Here is a 16217-nt window from a genome sequence, read left to right on the forward strand (position 1 = left end):
AGAGGTCGTTCAATTGCGTTTCGCTCGACGTGCGGCCACTTGCCCCAGCACGGCCAGGTCCATATCACCTTCGTCGTGGGCCAGGGCATCGAGCAGGCTTTCGTGGACTAGCTGCGCCATGGGCAACGGCACCGAAACCCGTTCAGCGGCCGCCAGGGCCAGCCCGACATCCTTGAGGCCCAGCGAGGCTTTAAACGCAGCAGGCTCGTAGCGACGTTCGGCGATCAGCGTGCCGTAACCCTGATACACCGGACCGGGAAAGATACTGCTGGAAATCAGGTTGATCAGCGTCGCCGACTCGATGCCATACGCGCCCACCAACACCGCGGCTTCGCCCATGGACTCGATGGCCGAGGCGAGCATGAAGTTGACCGCCAGTTTCATCACGTTGGCGCTCGACGCCCGCTCGCCGAGCGGCCAGGTTTTGCGTCCGATCAGGTCGAACAAGGGTTGTACCTGCTCGATGGCAGCAGCAGGGCCGGCAGCGAGAATGTTCAGGTTGGCGCTGGCCGCGACGTCGGGACGCCCCATCACCGGTGCTGCGACGTAGAGCACACCCTGAGCATGATGCAGGGCGGCCAGCTCTTCGGCAAAGGCGACATCGATGGTCGCCATGTTGACGTGGATCAGCGGAGCTTTGAGGGTCTGCAGCAGGCCTGACTCAAGCAGCACCGCACGCAATGCCTGATCATCGGCCAGCATACTGAACACGATATCGGCGCTGAATGCTTGCTGCGGGTCAGCGGCAGCCTTCGCCCCGCGCTCGACCAACACGTGCACCGGCCCCGGCGAGCGATTCCAGACCAGCAATTCATGACCGCCCTTGAGCAGGTTGGTCGCCATGGCCTGCCCCATGTTGCCGAGCCCAACGAAGCCAATTTTCATGCGTCAGTCCTCCCGCGAAAAATGATAGCCGTAGAGTGCGCCTCTCTAGTGTCGAGCAAAAGACCGCGTTGCAACCTTGGCAGCCAAGGACGGAGCCGCCCATGCGCCACCTCAAGATGTTTCCAGTTGAGGGGGAAATTAAGCGTGGATTAAGTCTGGGGGGTTACTTTTGCTTCAACCAAACAGTTGAACCCCCAGGAAAATCCAATGAAAACCTTGAATGCCGTGTTCGCCACCCTCACCCTGACAGCTGCCGCTGGCCTCGCGCAGGCGGATATCGGTCCCGATGAAATCGTGCGTTTGCACAAAGCTGGCACCGTGATGGATTTCGAAGTACTGAACAAAGCAGCACTGGCCAAACACCCTGGCGCGACCCTGCACAGCACCGAACTGGAGAACTCCTACGGGCGCTACATCTACCAAACCGAAATGCGCGACACTAGCGGCGTCAAATGGGATGTGGACCTTGACGCCAAGACGGGTGAAGTGCTGAAAGACAAGCAAGATACCTGAGTGAGCATCATTGTGGCCTGGCCAAGTTTCCGTGCCTGACACAACGCTTCGCGAATGAATTCGCTCCTATAAAAAACCTATAAGCCATTGAAAAATAAAGCATAAATGTTATTAAATTTTCAGCCAACGCTGAGCCTTTGAAGGAGCTGACTTGTCTGCGAAGACCAGACAACCTGATGGGTCAGGTACTCCGCGCCGCATGGTCTTCGCAGCGGGACGCGTAGTTACAAGTCAGCTCCTACGCCCTCCGGGCAGAATCGAGACCCCGTTTGCTGCGCGACAGCGCGGCGTCGAAGACGGGGCGGCTTGGGCGAGTCCATCCAATTACAGAAAACATGCGATCCCCTGGGCAGCCTGTGTGAAAGCCAATTCATTCACGAAAAAACTCACTCCAACCCCACTTTCAACAACGCCCCGTCATCCGAGTCGGTCAGTACATAGATGTACCCATCCGGGCCCATCCGCACGTCGCGGATTCGTGCTTTCAGCCCGCCCAACAGACGCTCTTCATGCACGATTTTGTCGCCGTCGAATTGCAGGCGAATCAAATCCTCGGCCCCCAGCGCACCGATAAACAGGTTGTGGTTCCAAGGCTTGAAACGCTCGGAATCGTAAAACGCCATGCCGCTGATGGCCGGGGATTTTTCCCAGACATGTTTGGGCGCAACGGTGCCTCCCACCGTTGTGCCCCTGGCTTCTGAAATCGGCTGCAACGAGTAGTCGCTGCCATGGGTTGCTATCGGCCAGCCGTAATCCTTGCCGGCTTCGATGATGTTGATTTCATCACCGCCTTTTGGTCCGTGCTCATGGGTCCAGAGTGTGCCGGTCCAAGGGTTCAGCGCCGCACCTTGCGGATTGCGATGACCGTAGGACCAGATTTCCGGTCGCACCCCTTCCTGCCCGACAAAGGGGTTGTCCTCCGGCACTCTGCCGTCTGGGAAGATACGCACGACCTTGCCTTGCAGCTTGTCCAGATCCTGAGCCGTTGGACGGTTGTTGTTTTCGCCCAGTGTTATGAACAGATAGCCGTCACGGTCGAAGACCATCCGAGAACCGAAGTGACTACCCGTCGACAATTTCGGCTCCTGACGGAAAATCACGTTGAAGCCTTCCAACTTACCCATGTCGCTGGACAGCCGGCCACGACCGACAGCCGTACCGGCGGTCCCCCCTTCGCCACCCCCTTCGGCATACGAAAGGTAGACCATGCGGTCATTGGCGAAGTCCGGCGACAGCACCACATCCAGCAGACCGCCCTGCCCTTGGGCCCAGACCTTAGGCACGCCCGACAACGGTTGAGATAATTTGCCGTCAGCGGAAACGATGCGCAGCTTGCCTGGCCGCTCGGCGACCAGGAAGCCCTGCTTGTTCGGCAGGAACGCCACTGCCCATGGATGATCCAGACCTTTGACGATCTGATTGACGCTGACTGCGCCCAACTCGCTGTTGAGCGCCTGTGTCGGGCCCGCCGACGCCGTCAGCGGCAGGCCGGACAAGGCGCTGGCACAGAGTGACGCGATCAATGTTTGACGCAGCATGCGTTTCAATTCAGGTCCCCTCGCTGGATTTTCGTCGCGTCCCCAGACGGTTGCTGGCGGGTCGGGTAACCATTGCCAATGCCGCCGTTTTCCAGAGTCGGGGGGCGCGGATTGGGTGCCGTGTTCGGCCCGCGCACCGGCGGAGTGCTGGACTCTGTGCCCTGCCGGCTATTGGGGTTGGCGCGGCGGGTGGGGCTGTTGTAGGGATTATTGTTGTTGCTGTCGTTGAGATTGCCTGGCGCACTGGCGCCGGCCAACATCACGTCAGGATTTATAGGGGCCAATGAGGTTTGGGAGTAGGCCATGCCGGTCATGCCCATCCCCAAAAACCCGCTCAGCGTCAGCGTTGCAATACTACGCACGAGACTATTCATCACCTACCTTCTGTTGGAAACGGTAACGACACAGACGTTTGATAACAGTTGCGTCCCTAGGTTCACACCTTGGTAAAGTGAGGGGAATGATCAACATTCGGCGGATGGCAATAATGGAAAAAGCACCAGCGAAAGAGGCCGCATGCCCGCAGTTCTGGCGCGATGAGCGCCTGCCATTCATCGAAGCCCGGTCAATTCTGGATGGGCGGCAAATAGGCTATGGCCGACATGCCCACGAAACTTTTTCCATCGGCGCAGTTACAGGCGGGCGCAGCACCTACCTTAACGGACGCTCGCAAGAGCGCATCGGCGCCGGGGTGGTGGTACTCATGAACCCGGATGATGTTCATGCCTGCAACCCGCAGGATGATCAGCCATGGTCTTATCGGATGATGTACGTGGATGTCGCCTGGCTTACGCGCCTTCAACACGAACTGGGCTTTAGCGAACATCATGATTTCAGAGCGTTTTCGGCCATCATGAGCACCCGACCTGCGCTGTATGAGGGGCTCAATCATCTGTACGCAACGCTCACCGACGCTCAAGCTGATACGTTGCATAAACACAGCGCCGCTATCGAATTTTTCACCCGTGTGCAGCAGACCCTCAACCCTGCCCCGGCCTTGGCGAAAGACGCCAACGTCAAACTCAAACGTGCTGCCGACTTCATCAGCGAGCACTGCACACGGTCATTGAGCCTGGAAGAAATCTGCGCGGCGGCCGATCTGTCCGCGTCCTACCTGATCCGTGCGTTCAAGCAGCACTATGGCATGACGCCCCATGCGTACCTGATCAACCGTCGCCTGCAATTCGGCCGGGTACAGCTCAAACGTGGCTATCAAATTGCGGATGTCGCCCTCGAAGCGGGTTTTGCCGATCAGGCGCATTTTCAGCGGGCGTTTAAACGGTTCCATGCCGCCACGCCACGGCAATATCGAGGCTGACGGCTTCAGGCGACCAGTAGGTACACCGCACTACTCGCCAGCAACAGCGCCATTGCACGATTGAACAGGCGCACCCGCGCAGGCACCTGCAAATAACTGCGCAGATAGGTACCAGCATAGGCCCAGCAAGCAATCGAGCCATAGCAGACCACGAAGTACACAGTCGCAAATTGCCATACCAGCAGGTCCGCGCCATTGGCCGCATACGCCCCCATTCCCGCCAGCGATGCCAGCCACGCCTTGGGGTTGAGCCACTGCATCGCAGCACCGTAAAAAAATGACGGGCCTTTGATCTGCTTCCCTGCGCCCAACTTGCCGTCATCTACCGTCAGCTTGTAGGCCAGAAACAATAGGAAAGCCACGCCCGCCCACTGGATGACCTGGGTCAGGAACGGCCACTGGCTCGACAGTTCATGCAGCCCCAACCCAATCATCAGCAGCAACACCGTAAAGCCCACCGTCGCACCGCCGACATGCCGCAGGCTCGCGCGAAAACCAAACTGCGCACCTGAACTCAATGCCACGATGTTCACCGGCCCCGGTGAAATAGAAGACACCAAAGCGAACGCGGCCATGGAAATAAGCATGCTCATTTAATACCTTCATTTTTTTGCGGCGTTTGTTGGGACAGCCATACGAAGGTAACGATTGAGCAGGCTCAGTTATTGAACAAAATGACCCTGTGCCGGTATCAATACGGCAGCTGAGCACAGACCTGCGCTGCAAAAAAACACCCTTTCGGATAGTCGCAACACTCATTTGCATATGTGTTTTTATCTGTCTATGCTCTGACATATTCTGACACGGGCTAAAATGATGACCTACGCTCCAACACATCCTGACATGGAGTGACGTAATGCCCCATGCACAGTAGACGCGGGTTTTCTGGAGGAGTTACAGCATGGACGTTCAGGGGAATCACCGCTCTGACAGCTTTCCCGTTATGCCATGTTCCCCCCCTTTAAATGATCCCTGAAGACGCCTGCGGCCCCTTCAACTCGGGCCAAAACCGGGCTGACTGATAAGTCACGACAAAAAAACAAGTGATCTTAATATCGCCTGATAAGCGACTATTACCGTGGGTGGCAGCAACATGTTCAATTCTCAACGCAAAGCGGATAAAGCTGAACTTGCACTGTCCACTGCTGCTTTATGCGGCGTAAATGCCAAGCTGGCGGCAATCAGTCGTTCCATGGCGATGATCGAGTTCTCCCCAGACGGCATCATCATCAATGCCAATGAGACTTTCTGTAAAACCATGGGTTATCAAGTCGAAGAAATTCGCGGAAAACATCACCGGATCTTCTGCGAAAAAGAATTTTATAGCAGCGAAGACTACGCCAAGATGTGGCGCGAACTGGGGCGCGGCACCCCCCTTAGCGAGACGTTTCTGCGCCTGAACAAGGCAGGTCGCGAGGTCTGGCTAGAGGCCAGCTACATGCCCGTCATCGGCCCCAACAAACACGTCATGAGCGTGATAAAAGTGGCTGCTGATGTCAGCACAGCCATCCACAAAGAGCGTCAAAATCAAAGCATGATCAATGCGATCAGCCGTTCCATGGCGATGATCGAGTTTACGCCGGAGGGTAAGATAATTACCGCCAATGAAAACTTTCTGAATAGCATGCATTATTCACTCAATGAAGTTATCGGGCAGCACCACAGTCTATTTTGCAAACGCGAGGAAGTTGACGCTCCCGGGTATAAAGCGTTCTGGGCGTCATTAAACCGGGGGGAGTTTCATTCCCATCGATTCGAGCGAGTGGATAAACAGGGACGTACGGTTTTCCTTGAAGCGTCTTATAACCCGTTATTCGACACCAAGGGCCGCTTGTATAAAGTAGTCAAGTTTGCCCGCGATATTACCGAGCAAGTCAGCGTGCAACGGTCGGCGGCAAAAACTGCTCACGACACGTCTGTGCAAACCGACGCCTGTGCGCAAAAAGGCTCCACGGTCGTGCAGCAGACCGTGCAGGTCATCGACGAAATCTCCAACGACTTAAGCGAAGCCGCACGTAGCCTCGATGCGGTCAACACACAATCGGAAATCATCGGCAGTATCGTCCAGACCATCCGCGGCATTGCTGACCAGACCAACTTGTTGGCCCTGAACGCCGCCATCGAAGCCGCCCGTGCCGGGGTACATGGCCGAGGCTTCGCAGTGGTCGCCGACGAAGTCCGAAGCCTGGCCGCGCGCACCAGCAAGGCCACCCTGGAGATTGTCGATGTGGTGCGACAAAACAATGAACTGGCCCGCAGCGCGGTGACAAGCATGCAATCAAGCTTGAGCCGCACAGGCGTCGGCGTCGAATTGGCCAACGAAGCTGGCGCGGTCATTCTGGAAATCCAGCAAGGCTCACGTCATGTGGTCGACGCTATCAGTCAGTTCAACTCTACGCTGCAACTGAAGTGATCGACGGCGCGCCCTCTCGCCGAGGGCGCGCTGGCTCACGCTAGGGACGCAGACTTATTCGCCGATGTCTTCGTTCCACAGTTCAGGCTTGCTGGCGATAAAGCCGCGCATCAACTCGATACAGGTGTGATCCTGGACCACATCGATCTGCACCCCCCTGGAACGCAACAACGCTTCCTCGCCCATGAACGTCTGATTTTCGCCCACCACGATTTTTTGAATGCCATACAGCAGGATCGCGCCACTGCACATCGCACACGGCGACAGCGTGGTGTAAAGCACCGACTCCTTATACGTTCGCGCCGGCAAACGACCCGCGTTCTCGAACGCGTCCATCTCACCGTGCTTGATCGCACTGCCCTCTTGCACTCGCCGATTGTGCCCACGCCCGATGATCTGGCCCTTGTGCACAATCACCGAACCGATCGGAATCCCGCCCTCAGCCAGCCCCAGTTGAGCCTCTTCAATCGCCGCTTGCATGAATGGGTCCATGATTTTCCCTGCTGTTGAACAGATGAAAGAAAGGGTTCAGCCGCCTACCGGCGCTTTGCCGTGAGCATGACGGACTGAGCGCTATTGATTGACGGTGTTCTGCGCATCAAACAGTGCTTTGGAGGCGAAGGATTTAAGCAGCTCATCGGATTTCGACTTCATGCTCATCCCGACGTCTTTCTGTTTGACGCGAAATTTAGTGGCCAGTGCGGAGGGAGCGTTGCCTTCATTCAGTTCGCGCAATTCGTTTAGGGTAAATGACTCAGCGTAGGCGGCGGCCATGTTGCTGTTCCACTGCTCCTGATAACTGGGCTGTAGATGCTGCAATGCAGTTTGCACGGTGGTTTGCGCCTGGGTCTTACCCATCTTCTGCACAAGGGCGGTAAAGGTCACTGTGCGCGAGGCGACCTGATAACCGAGCCAGGCCAGGCTGTCGCCCAGGTGGCGTTGCTGGACGAATGCCAAGGCGGCGTCATGCCCCTGCGCAGCAAGCGCACTGCGCGGGCTTTCCAGCAACAACATGCCTAGCAGCGCAAGCACCACATTGAATGCGGTCAGCGAAGCCGATGTGCGGTATTTCGTCATGTCGCCCTCCTGGCAACAGCACTGCGTGAATGCCATCCCGACAGCGTCATCCGATAGATTTTGACCCCGCGTCGATGGTATTGGCTGTGGATGAACGTATTGAAGCCTAGCTTCTCAATCACATTCACCGAAGCGATATTTTCCGGCTCGACAATCGCGATCACCGAATCGATGCCCAGCGTCTCGAATGCGTACGCCAGGGTGGCCGCAGCAGCCTCGGTCGCCAGACCTTTGCCCCAGAACGCACGGTCCAACCGATAGCCGATTTCCACTTCCTCGGTACCCTCCACCGGCTCGGCGTTCAGACCACAGAACCCGATAAAAGCCGAAGAGCACTTCTCGACCACCGCCCACGGACCGAAGTCATTGGCTTGGTATGAAAAGATGCACCCACCCACAAACTCACGCGTCGCCTTCTCGGTCAATACACCCCTGACTGAATGCCGCATCACCTGGGCATCGCCCAGAATCAACGCAAGCGCGGGCACATCATCAGCCGTCAATTCGCGGAGAAGCAGTCTGTCGGTTTCTAAAAGCAGTCCTGTCCTGCCCATTTGTGCCTCGCTGTCGCACGCATGGGTTGGATTTACGCACATCATCCAGCCTTTATGCGAGCGCTTCGCACTGAATCGCCGCGACCTAATAGGTGAGCGTCGGGCTGAGTACGTCGATGGGGGAATCGACTTTCTGGAAGGGTAAAAAAGAAGCGGAGCCTGAAAAGGCTCCGCAGGGTTGGATCAATGGCCAAAAACCCCAGCATCGGATTTTTTGGCTTTTTTATCAGCGCGTTTTTCATCGGCGGTTTTAGCAGGTTTCTTCTTCGCAGCTTTCTTTGATTCCATGCCTTTGCTCATGATGCGCTCTCCACTGTGAGTAATTGGCCTCAGTTATACACCTAATCGGATGCCGCACTGGTACCGATAACAGCGCGCTATGATGCGTCGCCTTTAAGGCCATCCTTATAGACTAGGCCTTCTTTGATTTGCTGCCGTCGCGCTATCGAGCCTCATGCCCGCCATTCAGTTTCACCTGTTGCCCGAGCTATCCAGACCGTTGCTTAACAAGTTCTACCGCGAACACAAATCGCCGATGCGCGCTGGCAACGAGGCGCAACTTTGGGTGGCGAAACAGGCTGAAATCATCGGTGCGTTGTGCCTGACGGCGATTGCCGACGGTCATTGGTTGACCGGATTGTTCGTCGCCCCGTCGTTGCGCGGCCAAGCCATTGCCAGTCGCTTGCTGGCCGAGGCACTGGCGCACACTCACGGACCGGTCTGGTTGTTTTGCCACCCGGATTTGTTGAGCTTTTATCAGCGTGAGGGTTTCGAAACGACATCGGCGTTGCCCGAAGCACTGGCGGATCGATTTGAGCGCTACACCCGCACCAAGCCTCTGATAGCGATGAGCAGATCAGAGCGGCAGCCATAGAACCGTTAGTTCAGTGGACGGCGAAAAATGTGTGATCGCGAAGGTAAATCTGCGTGGTAGCCTCCGGAGCTGAATGGGCTCGAGTCGAGCCTGGACGACAAGGATTGGTCATGAAACTTCAGCTTATCGCTTGCTCCCTCGCCGCCCTGCTCGGGACCGCTCTGGTTCAGGCCGCCGAAAATCCTGCATCCACACACCCGGCAACAACGCCCGCCCCGGCCTCCACCGTCACGGCAGAGCAGTTTTCCAGGGTTTTATCGGGAGCATGGAGATCACCGGAAAATCGCGCGAGGGATCAATACCGTCATCCGCAACAAACCCTGCAATTCTTCGGTTTGCATCCCAATCAGACACTGATTGAAATCACCCCCGGCAACGGCTGGTACAGCGAACTGCTGGCGCCGTTGCTCAAGGACAAAGGTCATTACATTGCTGCCGTGCAGTCGCCCGCCAGCGGCGATTATTACCGTAAGGCCGCCGATAGCCTGAAGCAGAAGTTCGCCGCCGATCCAGCGCGTTACGGCAAGGTGCACATCATCGAGCACGACCCGCAAGCGCCTGTCTTCGGTAAACCGGCGTCTGCGGATACCGTGCTGACGTTCCGTAATGTACACAACTGGGTCATGGCTGACGACGCGCCAGCGATGTTCAAGGCGTTTTACGCGGTACTGAAACCGGGCGGCACCTTGGGCGTGGTCGATCATCGGGCCAACGAGGGGGCCTCACTGGAGGCGATCAAGCAGAGCGGTTATCTGCCCACCGCGTATGTGGTCAAGCTGGCCACCGACGCCGGGTTCATCTTGGCAGACGAAAGCGAAATCAACGCCAATCCCAAGGACACCAAGGACTACCCGCAGGGGGTATGGACCTTGCCACCTTCCTTGAAACTAGGGGAACAGGACCGGGCCCGGTACCTGGCGATTGGCGAGTCGGACCGAATGACATTGCGCTTCATCAAGCCGGTCCAGATCGCCCACTAAACATTTGCCGGTCCGCAGACTCACTCGTCTGCGTCGGGATCCATGTCCGGAAACAGCACTTCAGTGTAACCAAACTTACTGAAGTCGCTGATCCGCGATGGGTACAACCGGCCAATCAGGTGATCGCATTCATGCTGCACCACACGGGCATGAAAGCCATGAGCAACGCGCTGAATCGGGTTGCCATCCGGGTCGAAACCTTCGTAACGAATATGCTCGTAACGCTCCACCGCGCCGCGCAAACCCGGTACTGACAGACACCCTTCCCAGTCCTCTTCCAGGGCTGGGCTGAGCGGTGTGATCAGGGGATTGAGCAGAACAGTTTGCGGCACGGCGTCGGCGTCCGGGTAACGCTCGCTGTGCTCGAAACCGAAGATCACCAATTGCAGATCGATACCGATCTGCGGTGCCGCCAGCCCGACCCCGCCGACACTTTCCATGGTCTCGAACATGTCTTCGATCAAGGCCTGAAGTTCGGGCGTACCGAACAGGGCTTCCGGCACCGGAGGAGCGATTAGTAGCAAGCGCTCATCGCCCATTTTCAAAATTTCGCGAATCATAAAAACCCTTATAGGTCAGCCAAGGGCGCCATCGTGTCACACCGCGCTCAAGATTCGTCAGCTTTCACTGGCATCGGTACGGAGTGATCGCGCCCGAGGCCCGAGACGTGATGTTTGTTATCAGGATCATCGGCGGCGTCTTTGAATACTTTGTCACCTGGATTCTTGCCCTCGGTGGACAGGTGCTCGATCACGGCATTCATTTCCGCACCGAGCAACAGTGCCGCCGCCGAAATATAGAAATACAGCAGCAGCACAATAATCGCGCCGATGCTGCCATACATGGCGTTGTAGTCGGCAAACGTTTTTACGTAATAGCCAAACCCCAGTGAGGCAATAATCCAAGCGACCACTGCCAGCACCGAACCCGGGGTAATAAAGCGAAATTTCTGCTCCACGTCGGGCATGACGTAGTAAATCAACGCCACCGCCACCATTAACAAGATGACGATCAAGGGCCAACGCAGGACGGTCCACAAGGTGACGATAAAGTCTTCCATGCCGATCTGTCCGGCCAGCCAATCCATTACTTGTGGCCCGGTGACCATCAAGCCTGCGGCCGCCAGCAACATCACGGCAATACCCACGGTGTAAAAAACCGACAAAGGGAAACGCTTCCAGATCGGTCGCCCTTCCACCACATCGTAGGCGGCGTTCATGGCGCTCATCATCAAGCGCACACCCGCCGAGGCGGTCCAGAGCGCGATGACGATACCGAACGACAGCAGGCCGCCTTTGGACTGCTGCAACTGATCGATCACCGGATTGACTTGCTCAAGCGCCTGCGGCGGCAATACCAGTTCCGATTGCAGACGCAGCCAGGAAAAAAAATCCGGCAGATGCAGAAAACCGATCAGGGCGATGAGAAACAGCAGAAACGGAAAAAGCGAAAACAGCATTTGATACGCCAATGCCGACGCATAGGTCGACATTTCGTCATTAATGAACTCGTTGACGGTATGCACCATCACCTTACCCAATGGAAGCTGGCGCAATTCCGGAAAAATCATGGTGTCTCCTTACGCTATAAGCCGACTTCACTAATCGATGGGCGGGCGCTTGAGCGGCTCGGCCTCTCCCGTTCAAGGGCAGACGTTCTATCTTACGGTAGCCGAATGGGTGACCTAAAAAAGGTTTCCATCTTTGTCAGGTTATTCGGTCTATTACTCAGGCCCTATAGAAAGCTTGGTCAGATGGAACAACGGCCATCAAAGGATGGCCGTTGCGATTCATCTCAACACACCTTACAGACTCAGATTTTATCGACACCCTTCTTCACCGCGTCCTTCGCTTTACCCAAGGTCTCTTGGGCTTTTCCTTTAATTTCCTGGGCTTTGCCTTCGTTTTTCAGTTTCGGGTCGTCAGTGGCTTTGCCAATGCCTTGCTTGACGTTACCCACTGCTTCGTTGGCCATACCTTTGACTTTATCGCCAGTGCTACTCATGGTGCTTCTCCCGGATGGAATATAGAGGTCTTCACCTCAACATCAGGATTGACCCACCTCCCTCGCACAGAGTTTCAAAAAAGTTCTCAGTCGGTCTTTCCGTCCGTCGCCGACTCAACGTGCAAAAAAGGTCATTTCACCGTGTAACGCAGGTTTAACTTTAAGTTTGCGCAGCAACCCCCGAGAATGCGCGACGCAGTCAGGCTGTGGTGGTCAAGGCCACCGCGCTGTACATACAGATCCACAGGAACGTTATGAAACTCGATAAAAAGCTGGCCATCGCTCGCAGGAACCAGGCGCTCGGCGGTGCTGTGCTCGGTGTCAACAACACCCACTTCACGGCACTGAACACCAACAAGAACATCTGGTGGTTCGACCTCCCCATGAGCCGCCTGAAGATCGGTCAATACGAGTGGGTGCACTTGCTGTTGCACACACCCAGCACTGATGAACTGCTGCACTTGAAAGTGCCAACAGTGTATCTGCGCGACCATATGGAAGGCCTGGTGGTACGCAATAAGGACAAACGCAACTCATCCGTCAGCCTGGAACTCAGCGCCGACAAGGACGCCTTCCTCAAGGACGCTCGCCCAACGGGTGCCAATGTGCAGTTCCTGTCCTTCCTGCAAAAATAGCCTTTTTTGCCTCAGTAGATCGCTAGCCCTGGGGGAGTTCACCTCCCCCACGCGCCCTCACACAAACCTGCGCGTTAGCAGATATCCGCCTGCCCCCGCCAGCCCCGACACCAACGTGCCCCACGCCAGATCGATCAGCGCCAGTTGCGCTGGCCAGCCTTGCAGCGTCGCCCAGTTGGTCAGGTCATAAGTGCCATACGCCATCAGCCCCAACAACGCACTGCCGCCCACCGCACGGGCCAGGCGCTGGCGTTGCAGGCCGGGCATGACACCAAACACTACGATTCCCACGCTATACAGCAGATAAAAAGCGGCGGCCGGACCCACGACCGGCTGTTCAAGCATCAATGGCCCCAACCAGGCTCGGTAAGTGGGGCCCATCAACAGGCCGAGCCAGATACCGTCGCACACAAGAAACACCAGCAACGTGCTGACATAGGCCGTGAGGTATTTTTTCATGGGGTATCCCTACGGGTTGAATAGGCTTCGGCGCAGGCGAGACAGGGTTAGGCCTCCCGCAAAAAATGCAGCAGCTCTGCGCCAGCCCCAGATCGATCCATCGGATAACTGGACTTTTTCAGGCGGGAGCGGGTCACCTATTAGATAGCAGTCATGGAACGTTGGATATGAACAGTGACAGTCAACTGAAAGCCGATATCTGGAGCGACTACGTTTGCCCCTTCTGTTATCTACAGCTGCCGGTGTTCGAACAGCTTCAGCACGAGTATGGCTCACGGATTGCGCTGCAATGGCATGCCTTCGAATTGCGCCCTGAACCTATCGCGACCCTTGACCCGGAGGCGGACTATCTATGTTCGGCCTGGAGGCACTCGGTTTTCCCTATGGCCGAAAAGCGCAACATCGTGATGAAGATGCCTACCGTTCAGCCTCGCAGCCGCAACGTGCTGGAGGCTGCGGCGTTCGCCAAGGCGCAAGGCAAGTTCGAGATTTTTCACAAGGAGGCATTCAGGGCGTTTTTCGAGTTTGGCCGGGATATCGGCAAGGTTCCCGAACTGATTGAACTGGCCAGTGAGACAGGGCTGGACCCGCAAGCACTGCGCAGCGCCTTGTCCGGCCATCGCTACACCAAGCAGATACTGGCCGATGAGCACCTCGCGAACCGATTGGGACTGCGCGCGGTGCCCGCTTTTTTGATTCGTCGGGCAGACCAGCCGTTGAGCGAGGCCACGGTGCTCAATGGCACCATGGGACTCGAACAGCTGAAACAGAAAATCGACAGGCTTTATGCTTTTTGATCGCGGTTGATCGAACGTAATGCATGACCATCCACAGTGGCTATCGGCATTGTGTCCGAGCAAATCCGGCCTTCAGACCAGCTCGATGCGGTCCGCGTGAATCACGATGTGGCCCTGCTTGTACAGCGCACCAATCGCCTTCTTGAAGTTGCCTTTGCTGACCCCGAACAAGCCGCTGATCACTTGCGGATCGCTCTTGTCACTGACCGGCAGCATGCCGTTGTTTTCCCGCAACTTGGTAAGGATCTTCGAGTTCAGGCTGCTGGCCGCTTCCTCGCCCACCGGTTGCAGGCTCAGGCTGATGTTGCCGTCAGCGCGAATTTCTTTGATGAAGCCTTTTTCTTCTTTGCCAGGGCGCAAGAACTTGAACACCTCATTCTTGTGAATCAGGCCCCAATGCTTGTTATTGATAATGGCCTTGAAGCCCATATCCGTCGCTTCAGCCACCAGCAAATTGACTTCCTGGCCGACCTTGTAATCGACAGGGGTCTTATCCAGATAACGATCCAGCCGGGCAGTGGCGGTGATCCGGCGCGTGTGTTTGTCCAGATAGACGTGAACCACACAATAGTCGCCAGCCTGCAACGAATGCTTTTCTTCGGAGTACGGCAGCAATAGATCCTTGGACAGGCCCCAATCAAGGAAAATGCCAATGCTGTTCACTTCGAGGACTTTCAAGCTGGCGAATTCACCGACCTGAACTTTTGGTTTTTCAGTGGTGGCAATCAGCTTGTCGTCACTGTCCAGATAAACGAAAACGTTAAGCCAGTCTTCGTCTTCACTGGGAGTATCTTTCGGGATATAGCGATTGGGCAGCAGGATTTCGCCGTCCTGAGCGCCGTCCAGATACAAACCAAAGTTAGTGTGTTTTACCACTTGCAAGCTGTTGTAGCGCCCGACTAAAGCCATTTCCGAATACCCTCATTGCGTGGACGGTATTCTACCCGAGTTTGCAGGTTGTGTTCGCGGCTCCCGCTGACGGCCATTGAGAGGCGATCCGAAAGGCCAGAAAAATCAAGGATTTGCCCATGACCCCTGGCCGCCCTGCGCCTCCGCTCGTCAGATTGACCAAACCCCGTACCTTACTTTGCGCACGCACATCAATCCGCCCGCGAAATAACTTCTCAGTTAAAACAGCCAGTTAGCGTCTAAATACCCTGACTGCCGATTCAACGGAGGAGGCCTGCCGCACCTGCGTTTCAGGGCTATATTTAACAAGCAATTGTCAAGCCTTTCATATACAATTGCTGGCCGTATTAATTTTATATAGGTTAATGGCAGCCATGCGCGTAAAAGCATCCAACTCGAAACCAAAGGCAGCTCCAGCCGTTGAAACAAGCGATTCGATCAACGCACAGATTGCTACCTTCTTGAAGTCCGGTGGTCAGATTCAGGAAATCGCCAAAGGCGTCAGCGGCCAGACTTTCGGCCCATCCAAGCAAATCACCCTCGGCAAAAAGTAACGCCCCCCCGCTTCAGCTATCGATCTCTATGCGCTTTGTTTTTCAAGGCGCTAGGGCCATCGACTCCTCGTTGTCCATTCTTGCCTTTGAACATTGCCCGGCACTTTGGCATCGCTGCGTTGCACAGCGGTCGCCGGACAGGCAGGATGATGCCCTGAACGACCCGTTCCTTTTGCGGAATCCACAATGAATAATTGGATGTTTTTCTGCGCGCTGCTTTGTCTGGGTGGTTGTGCATCACCTCATTGCGACACCTCGATCAGCGACAACGAATCGTCCTACGACAACCCCTGTCGCACGGAGCATTTGCTTTATCAGAACGACATGCTGCAAGCCAAACTGATGATCAGCGCAGGCGGAAGCGACAACATCGAACTGGCCAAAGCATTGCTCGATCGTGCTGCCCGCCATGATCAAAGTGGTGAAGCGGAGTTCTATCAGGCCGTGCTATTGATTCGTGCAGGCGGCGACAACGCTGAAGCCATTGACCTGCTTGAACATGCCGCCAAGCAGGGTCATCCACTGGCAATCGCCCTGCTCACCCAGCAACTGGCCAGCAGCGACGTGAAAAAAGCCGAACAGTACCGCGCCGATTATGCCGACCTGGATGTCGCCAAAAGCGGTTACCCCTCGTTCGAGCAGGCCCTCAACGTGGCCAACGGTTTGATCACTCCGGTGTTGTAATCCCCCCACAGCATTTCACCCGG

General features: G+C 56.1%; 21 protein-coding genes. 9 read left to right on the forward strand and 12 right to left on the reverse strand.

The annotated features are described in order from the left end of the window. Positions 1-9 precede the first annotated feature (9 nt). Positions 10-885 carry an NAD(P)-dependent oxidoreductase gene (locus AC1ME2_RS07630; RefSeq protein ID WP_480440159.1) on the reverse strand — a complete coding sequence of 292 codons (876 nt, stop codon included), beginning with the start codon at positions 883-885 and terminating at the stop codon, positions 10-12. A gap of 207 nt (positions 886-1092) precedes the next feature. Between AC1ME2_RS07630 and AC1ME2_RS07635 the strand changes: the two genes are divergently transcribed. Beyond that, the gene (locus AC1ME2_RS07635; protein WP_480440160.1) at positions 1093-1398 is read left to right on the forward strand and encodes a PepSY domain-containing protein; all 306 of its coding nucleotides are present in this window, start codon (positions 1093-1095) and stop codon (positions 1396-1398) included. Positions 1399-1784: 386 nt separating this feature from the next. On the opposite strand, the gene AC1ME2_RS07640 is transcribed toward AC1ME2_RS07635, so the two are convergent. Together AC1ME2_RS07640 and AC1ME2_RS07645 are read right to left on the reverse strand one after the other, a co-directional pair. Then, the gene (locus AC1ME2_RS07640) at positions 1785-2936 is read right to left on the reverse strand and encodes a PQQ-dependent sugar dehydrogenase (RefSeq protein ID WP_480440161.1); all 1152 of its coding nucleotides are present in this window, start codon (positions 2934-2936) and stop codon (positions 1785-1787) included. A gap of 5 nt (positions 2937-2941) precedes the next feature. Beyond that, positions 2942-3310, reverse strand: a complete 369-nt coding sequence (locus tag AC1ME2_RS07645; protein ID WP_480440162.1) for a hypothetical protein — start codon at positions 3308-3310, stop codon at positions 2942-2944. Positions 3311-3423: 113 nt separating this feature from the next. On the opposite strand from AC1ME2_RS07645, the gene AC1ME2_RS07650 reads away from it, so the two are divergent. After that, complete coding sequence (locus AC1ME2_RS07650; protein WP_480440163.1) at positions 3424-4254, forward strand: AraC family transcriptional regulator; 831 nt, start codon at positions 3424-3426, stop codon at positions 4252-4254. A gap of 5 nt (positions 4255-4259) precedes the next feature. Here the strand turns inward: AC1ME2_RS07650 and AC1ME2_RS07655 are convergent, their stop codons facing one another. Beyond that, positions 4260-4847 (reverse strand): LysE family translocator, encoded by a 588-nt coding sequence (locus AC1ME2_RS07655; RefSeq protein WP_480440164.1) that lies wholly within the window; start codon positions 4845-4847, stop codon positions 4260-4262. Positions 4848-5347: 500 nt separating this feature from the next. On the opposite strand from AC1ME2_RS07655, the gene AC1ME2_RS07660 reads away from it, so the two are divergent. Then, positions 5348-6667, forward strand: a complete 1320-nt coding sequence (locus tag AC1ME2_RS07660; RefSeq protein WP_480440165.1) for a methyl-accepting chemotaxis protein — start codon at positions 5348-5350, stop codon at positions 6665-6667. A gap of 54 nt (positions 6668-6721) precedes the next feature. On the opposite strand, the gene AC1ME2_RS07665 is transcribed toward AC1ME2_RS07660, so the two are convergent. The 3 genes from AC1ME2_RS07665 to AC1ME2_RS07675 all read right to left on the reverse strand — a co-directional run bounded on the left by AC1ME2_RS07665 (position 6722) and on the right by AC1ME2_RS07675 (position 8343). Continuing rightward, positions 6722-7159, reverse strand: a complete 438-nt coding sequence (locus AC1ME2_RS07665; protein ID WP_480440166.1) for a nucleoside deaminase — start codon at positions 7157-7159, stop codon at positions 6722-6724. 81 nt (positions 7160-7240) lie between these two features. Continuing rightward, positions 7241-7744, reverse strand: a complete 504-nt coding sequence (locus AC1ME2_RS07670; protein ID WP_480440167.1) for a hypothetical protein — start codon at positions 7742-7744, stop codon at positions 7241-7243. Continuing rightward, on the reverse strand, positions 7741-8343 hold the full coding sequence (locus AC1ME2_RS07675) for a GNAT family N-acetyltransferase (protein WP_480440168.1): 603 nt from the start codon (positions 8341-8343) through the stop codon (positions 7741-7743). Before AC1ME2_RS07675 ends, AC1ME2_RS07670 begins: the two co-directional genes overlap by 4 nt. Positions 8344-8752: 409 nt before the next feature. Between AC1ME2_RS07675 and AC1ME2_RS07680 the strand changes: the two genes are divergently transcribed. Continuing rightward, a complete protein-coding gene (locus tag AC1ME2_RS07680; protein ID WP_480440169.1) occupies positions 8753-9172 on the forward strand; it encodes a GNAT family N-acetyltransferase in 420 nt (139 codons plus the stop codon). 110 nt (positions 9173-9282) lie between these two features. After that, positions 9283-10152 (forward strand): class I SAM-dependent methyltransferase, encoded by an 870-nt coding sequence (locus AC1ME2_RS07685; RefSeq protein ID WP_480440170.1) that lies wholly within the window; start codon positions 9283-9285, stop codon positions 10150-10152. Between the two features lie 20 nt (positions 10153-10172). On the opposite strand, the gene def is transcribed toward AC1ME2_RS07685, so the two are convergent. The 3 genes from def to AC1ME2_RS07700 all read right to left on the reverse strand — a co-directional run bounded on the left by def (position 10173) and on the right by AC1ME2_RS07700 (position 12156). Beyond that, positions 10173-10712 carry a peptide deformylase gene (def, locus tag AC1ME2_RS07690; protein WP_480440171.1) on the reverse strand — a complete coding sequence of 180 codons (540 nt, stop codon included), beginning with the start codon at positions 10710-10712 and terminating at the stop codon, positions 10173-10175. A 47-nt stretch (positions 10713-10759) separates the two neighbouring features. Then, positions 10760-11722: a YihY/virulence factor BrkB family protein gene (locus AC1ME2_RS07695; RefSeq protein WP_480440172.1), complete on the reverse strand. Its 963-nt coding sequence runs from the start codon at positions 11720-11722 to the stop codon at positions 10760-10762. Between the two features lie 242 nt (positions 11723-11964). Then, positions 11965-12156, reverse strand: a complete 192-nt coding sequence (locus AC1ME2_RS07700) for a CsbD family protein (protein ID WP_480440173.1) — start codon at positions 12154-12156, stop codon at positions 11965-11967. A 254-nt stretch (positions 12157-12410) separates the two neighbouring features. Between AC1ME2_RS07700 and AC1ME2_RS07705 the strand changes: the two genes are divergently transcribed. Next, on the forward strand, positions 12411-12791 hold the full coding sequence (locus tag AC1ME2_RS07705; protein WP_480440174.1) for a hypothetical protein: 381 nt from the start codon (positions 12411-12413) through the stop codon (positions 12789-12791). Positions 12792-12848: 57 nt separating this feature from the next. On the opposite strand, the gene AC1ME2_RS07710 is transcribed toward AC1ME2_RS07705, so the two are convergent. Then, positions 12849-13250: a DUF2177 family protein gene (locus AC1ME2_RS07710; RefSeq protein WP_480440175.1), complete on the reverse strand. Its 402-nt coding sequence runs from the start codon at positions 13248-13250 to the stop codon at positions 12849-12851. Between the two features lie 167 nt (positions 13251-13417). Between AC1ME2_RS07710 and AC1ME2_RS07715 the strand changes: the two genes are divergently transcribed. Next, positions 13418-14047 carry a DsbA family oxidoreductase gene (locus AC1ME2_RS07715; RefSeq protein WP_480440176.1) on the forward strand — a complete coding sequence of 210 codons (630 nt, stop codon included), beginning with the start codon at positions 13418-13420 and terminating at the stop codon, positions 14045-14047. A gap of 72 nt (positions 14048-14119) precedes the next feature. Here AC1ME2_RS07715 and AC1ME2_RS07720 read toward each other — a convergent pair whose 3' ends face one another. After that, positions 14120-14956 carry a CvfB family protein gene (locus AC1ME2_RS07720; RefSeq protein WP_480440177.1) on the reverse strand — a complete coding sequence of 279 codons (837 nt, stop codon included), beginning with the start codon at positions 14954-14956 and terminating at the stop codon, positions 14120-14122. Between the two features lie 365 nt (positions 14957-15321). Here AC1ME2_RS07720 and AC1ME2_RS07725 point away from each other — a divergent pair, with 365 nt between their 5' ends. Both AC1ME2_RS07725 and AC1ME2_RS07730 read left to right on the forward strand, forming a co-directional pair. Next, a complete protein-coding gene (locus AC1ME2_RS07725) occupies positions 15322-15510 on the forward strand; it encodes a hypothetical protein (RefSeq protein WP_480442051.1) in 189 nt (62 codons plus the stop codon). A 186-nt stretch (positions 15511-15696) separates the two neighbouring features. Beyond that, on the forward strand, positions 15697-16194 hold the full coding sequence (locus tag AC1ME2_RS07730; protein WP_480440178.1) for a hypothetical protein: 498 nt from the start codon (positions 15697-15699) through the stop codon (positions 16192-16194). Positions 16195-16217 lie beyond the last annotated feature (23 nt).

The sequence above is a fragment of the Pseudomonas sp. ASL9 genome (assembly GCF_056680335.1).

What these genes read in the sequence shown, in the direction of transcription:
- AC1ME2_RS07720 (WP_480440177.1), bottom strand. Translation starts at nt 14,956, where the DNA reads ATGGCTTTAGTCGGGCGCTACAACAGCTTGCAAGTGGTAAAACACACT.
- def (WP_480440171.1), bottom strand. Translation starts at nt 10,712, where the DNA reads ATGATTCGCGAAATTTTGAAAATGGGCGATGAGCGCTTGCTACTAATC.
- AC1ME2_RS07700 (WP_480440173.1), bottom strand. Translation starts at nt 12,156, where the DNA reads ATGAGTAGCACTGGCGATAAAGTCAAAGGTATGGCCAACGAAGCAGTG.
- AC1ME2_RS07645 (WP_480440162.1), bottom strand. Translation starts at nt 3,310, where the DNA reads ATGAATAGTCTCGTGCGTAGTATTGCAACGCTGACGCTGAGCGGGTTT.
- AC1ME2_RS07730 (WP_480440178.1), top strand. Translation starts at nt 15,697, where the DNA reads ATGAATAATTGGATGTTTTTCTGCGCGCTGCTTTGTCTGGGTGGTTGT.
- AC1ME2_RS07670 (WP_480440167.1), bottom strand. Translation starts at nt 7,744, where the DNA reads ATGACGAAATACCGCACATCGGCTTCGCTGACCGCATTCAATGTGGTG.
- AC1ME2_RS07675 (WP_480440168.1), bottom strand. Translation starts at nt 8,343, where the DNA reads ATGATGTGCGTAAATCCAACCCATGCGTGCGACAGCGAGGCACAAATG.
- AC1ME2_RS07685 (WP_480440170.1), top strand. Translation starts at nt 9,283, where the DNA reads ATGAAACTTCAGCTTATCGCTTGCTCCCTCGCCGCCCTGCTCGGGACC.
- AC1ME2_RS07640 (WP_480440161.1), bottom strand. Translation starts at nt 2,936, where the DNA reads ATGCTGCGTCAAACATTGATCGCGTCACTCTGTGCCAGCGCCTTGTCC.
- AC1ME2_RS07725 (WP_480442051.1), top strand. Translation starts at nt 15,322, where the DNA reads ATGGCAGCCATGCGCGTAAAAGCATCCAACTCGAAACCAAAGGCAGCT.
- AC1ME2_RS07695 (WP_480440172.1), bottom strand. Translation starts at nt 11,722, where the DNA reads ATGATTTTTCCGGAATTGCGCCAGCTTCCATTGGGTAAGGTGATGGTG.
- AC1ME2_RS07660 (WP_480440165.1), top strand. Translation starts at nt 5,348, where the DNA reads ATGTTCAATTCTCAACGCAAAGCGGATAAAGCTGAACTTGCACTGTCC.
- AC1ME2_RS07635 (WP_480440160.1), top strand. Translation starts at nt 1,093, where the DNA reads ATGAAAACCTTGAATGCCGTGTTCGCCACCCTCACCCTGACAGCTGCC.
- AC1ME2_RS07630 (WP_480440159.1), bottom strand. Translation starts at nt 885, where the DNA reads ATGAAAATTGGCTTCGTTGGGCTCGGCAACATGGGGCAGGCCATGGCG.
- AC1ME2_RS07680 (WP_480440169.1), top strand. Translation starts at nt 8,753, where the DNA reads ATGCCCGCCATTCAGTTTCACCTGTTGCCCGAGCTATCCAGACCGTTG.
- AC1ME2_RS07710 (WP_480440175.1), bottom strand. Translation starts at nt 13,250, where the DNA reads ATGAAAAAATACCTCACGGCCTATGTCAGCACGTTGCTGGTGTTTCTT.
- AC1ME2_RS07705 (WP_480440174.1), top strand. Translation starts at nt 12,411, where the DNA reads ATGAAACTCGATAAAAAGCTGGCCATCGCTCGCAGGAACCAGGCGCTC.
- AC1ME2_RS07665 (WP_480440166.1), bottom strand. Translation starts at nt 7,159, where the DNA reads ATGGACCCATTCATGCAAGCGGCGATTGAAGAGGCTCAACTGGGGCTG.
- AC1ME2_RS07650 (WP_480440163.1), top strand. Translation starts at nt 3,424, where the DNA reads ATGGAAAAAGCACCAGCGAAAGAGGCCGCATGCCCGCAGTTCTGGCGC.
- AC1ME2_RS07715 (WP_480440176.1), top strand. Translation starts at nt 13,418, where the DNA reads ATGAACAGTGACAGTCAACTGAAAGCCGATATCTGGAGCGACTACGTT.
- AC1ME2_RS07655 (WP_480440164.1), bottom strand. Translation starts at nt 4,847, where the DNA reads ATGAGCATGCTTATTTCCATGGCCGCGTTCGCTTTGGTGTCTTCTATT.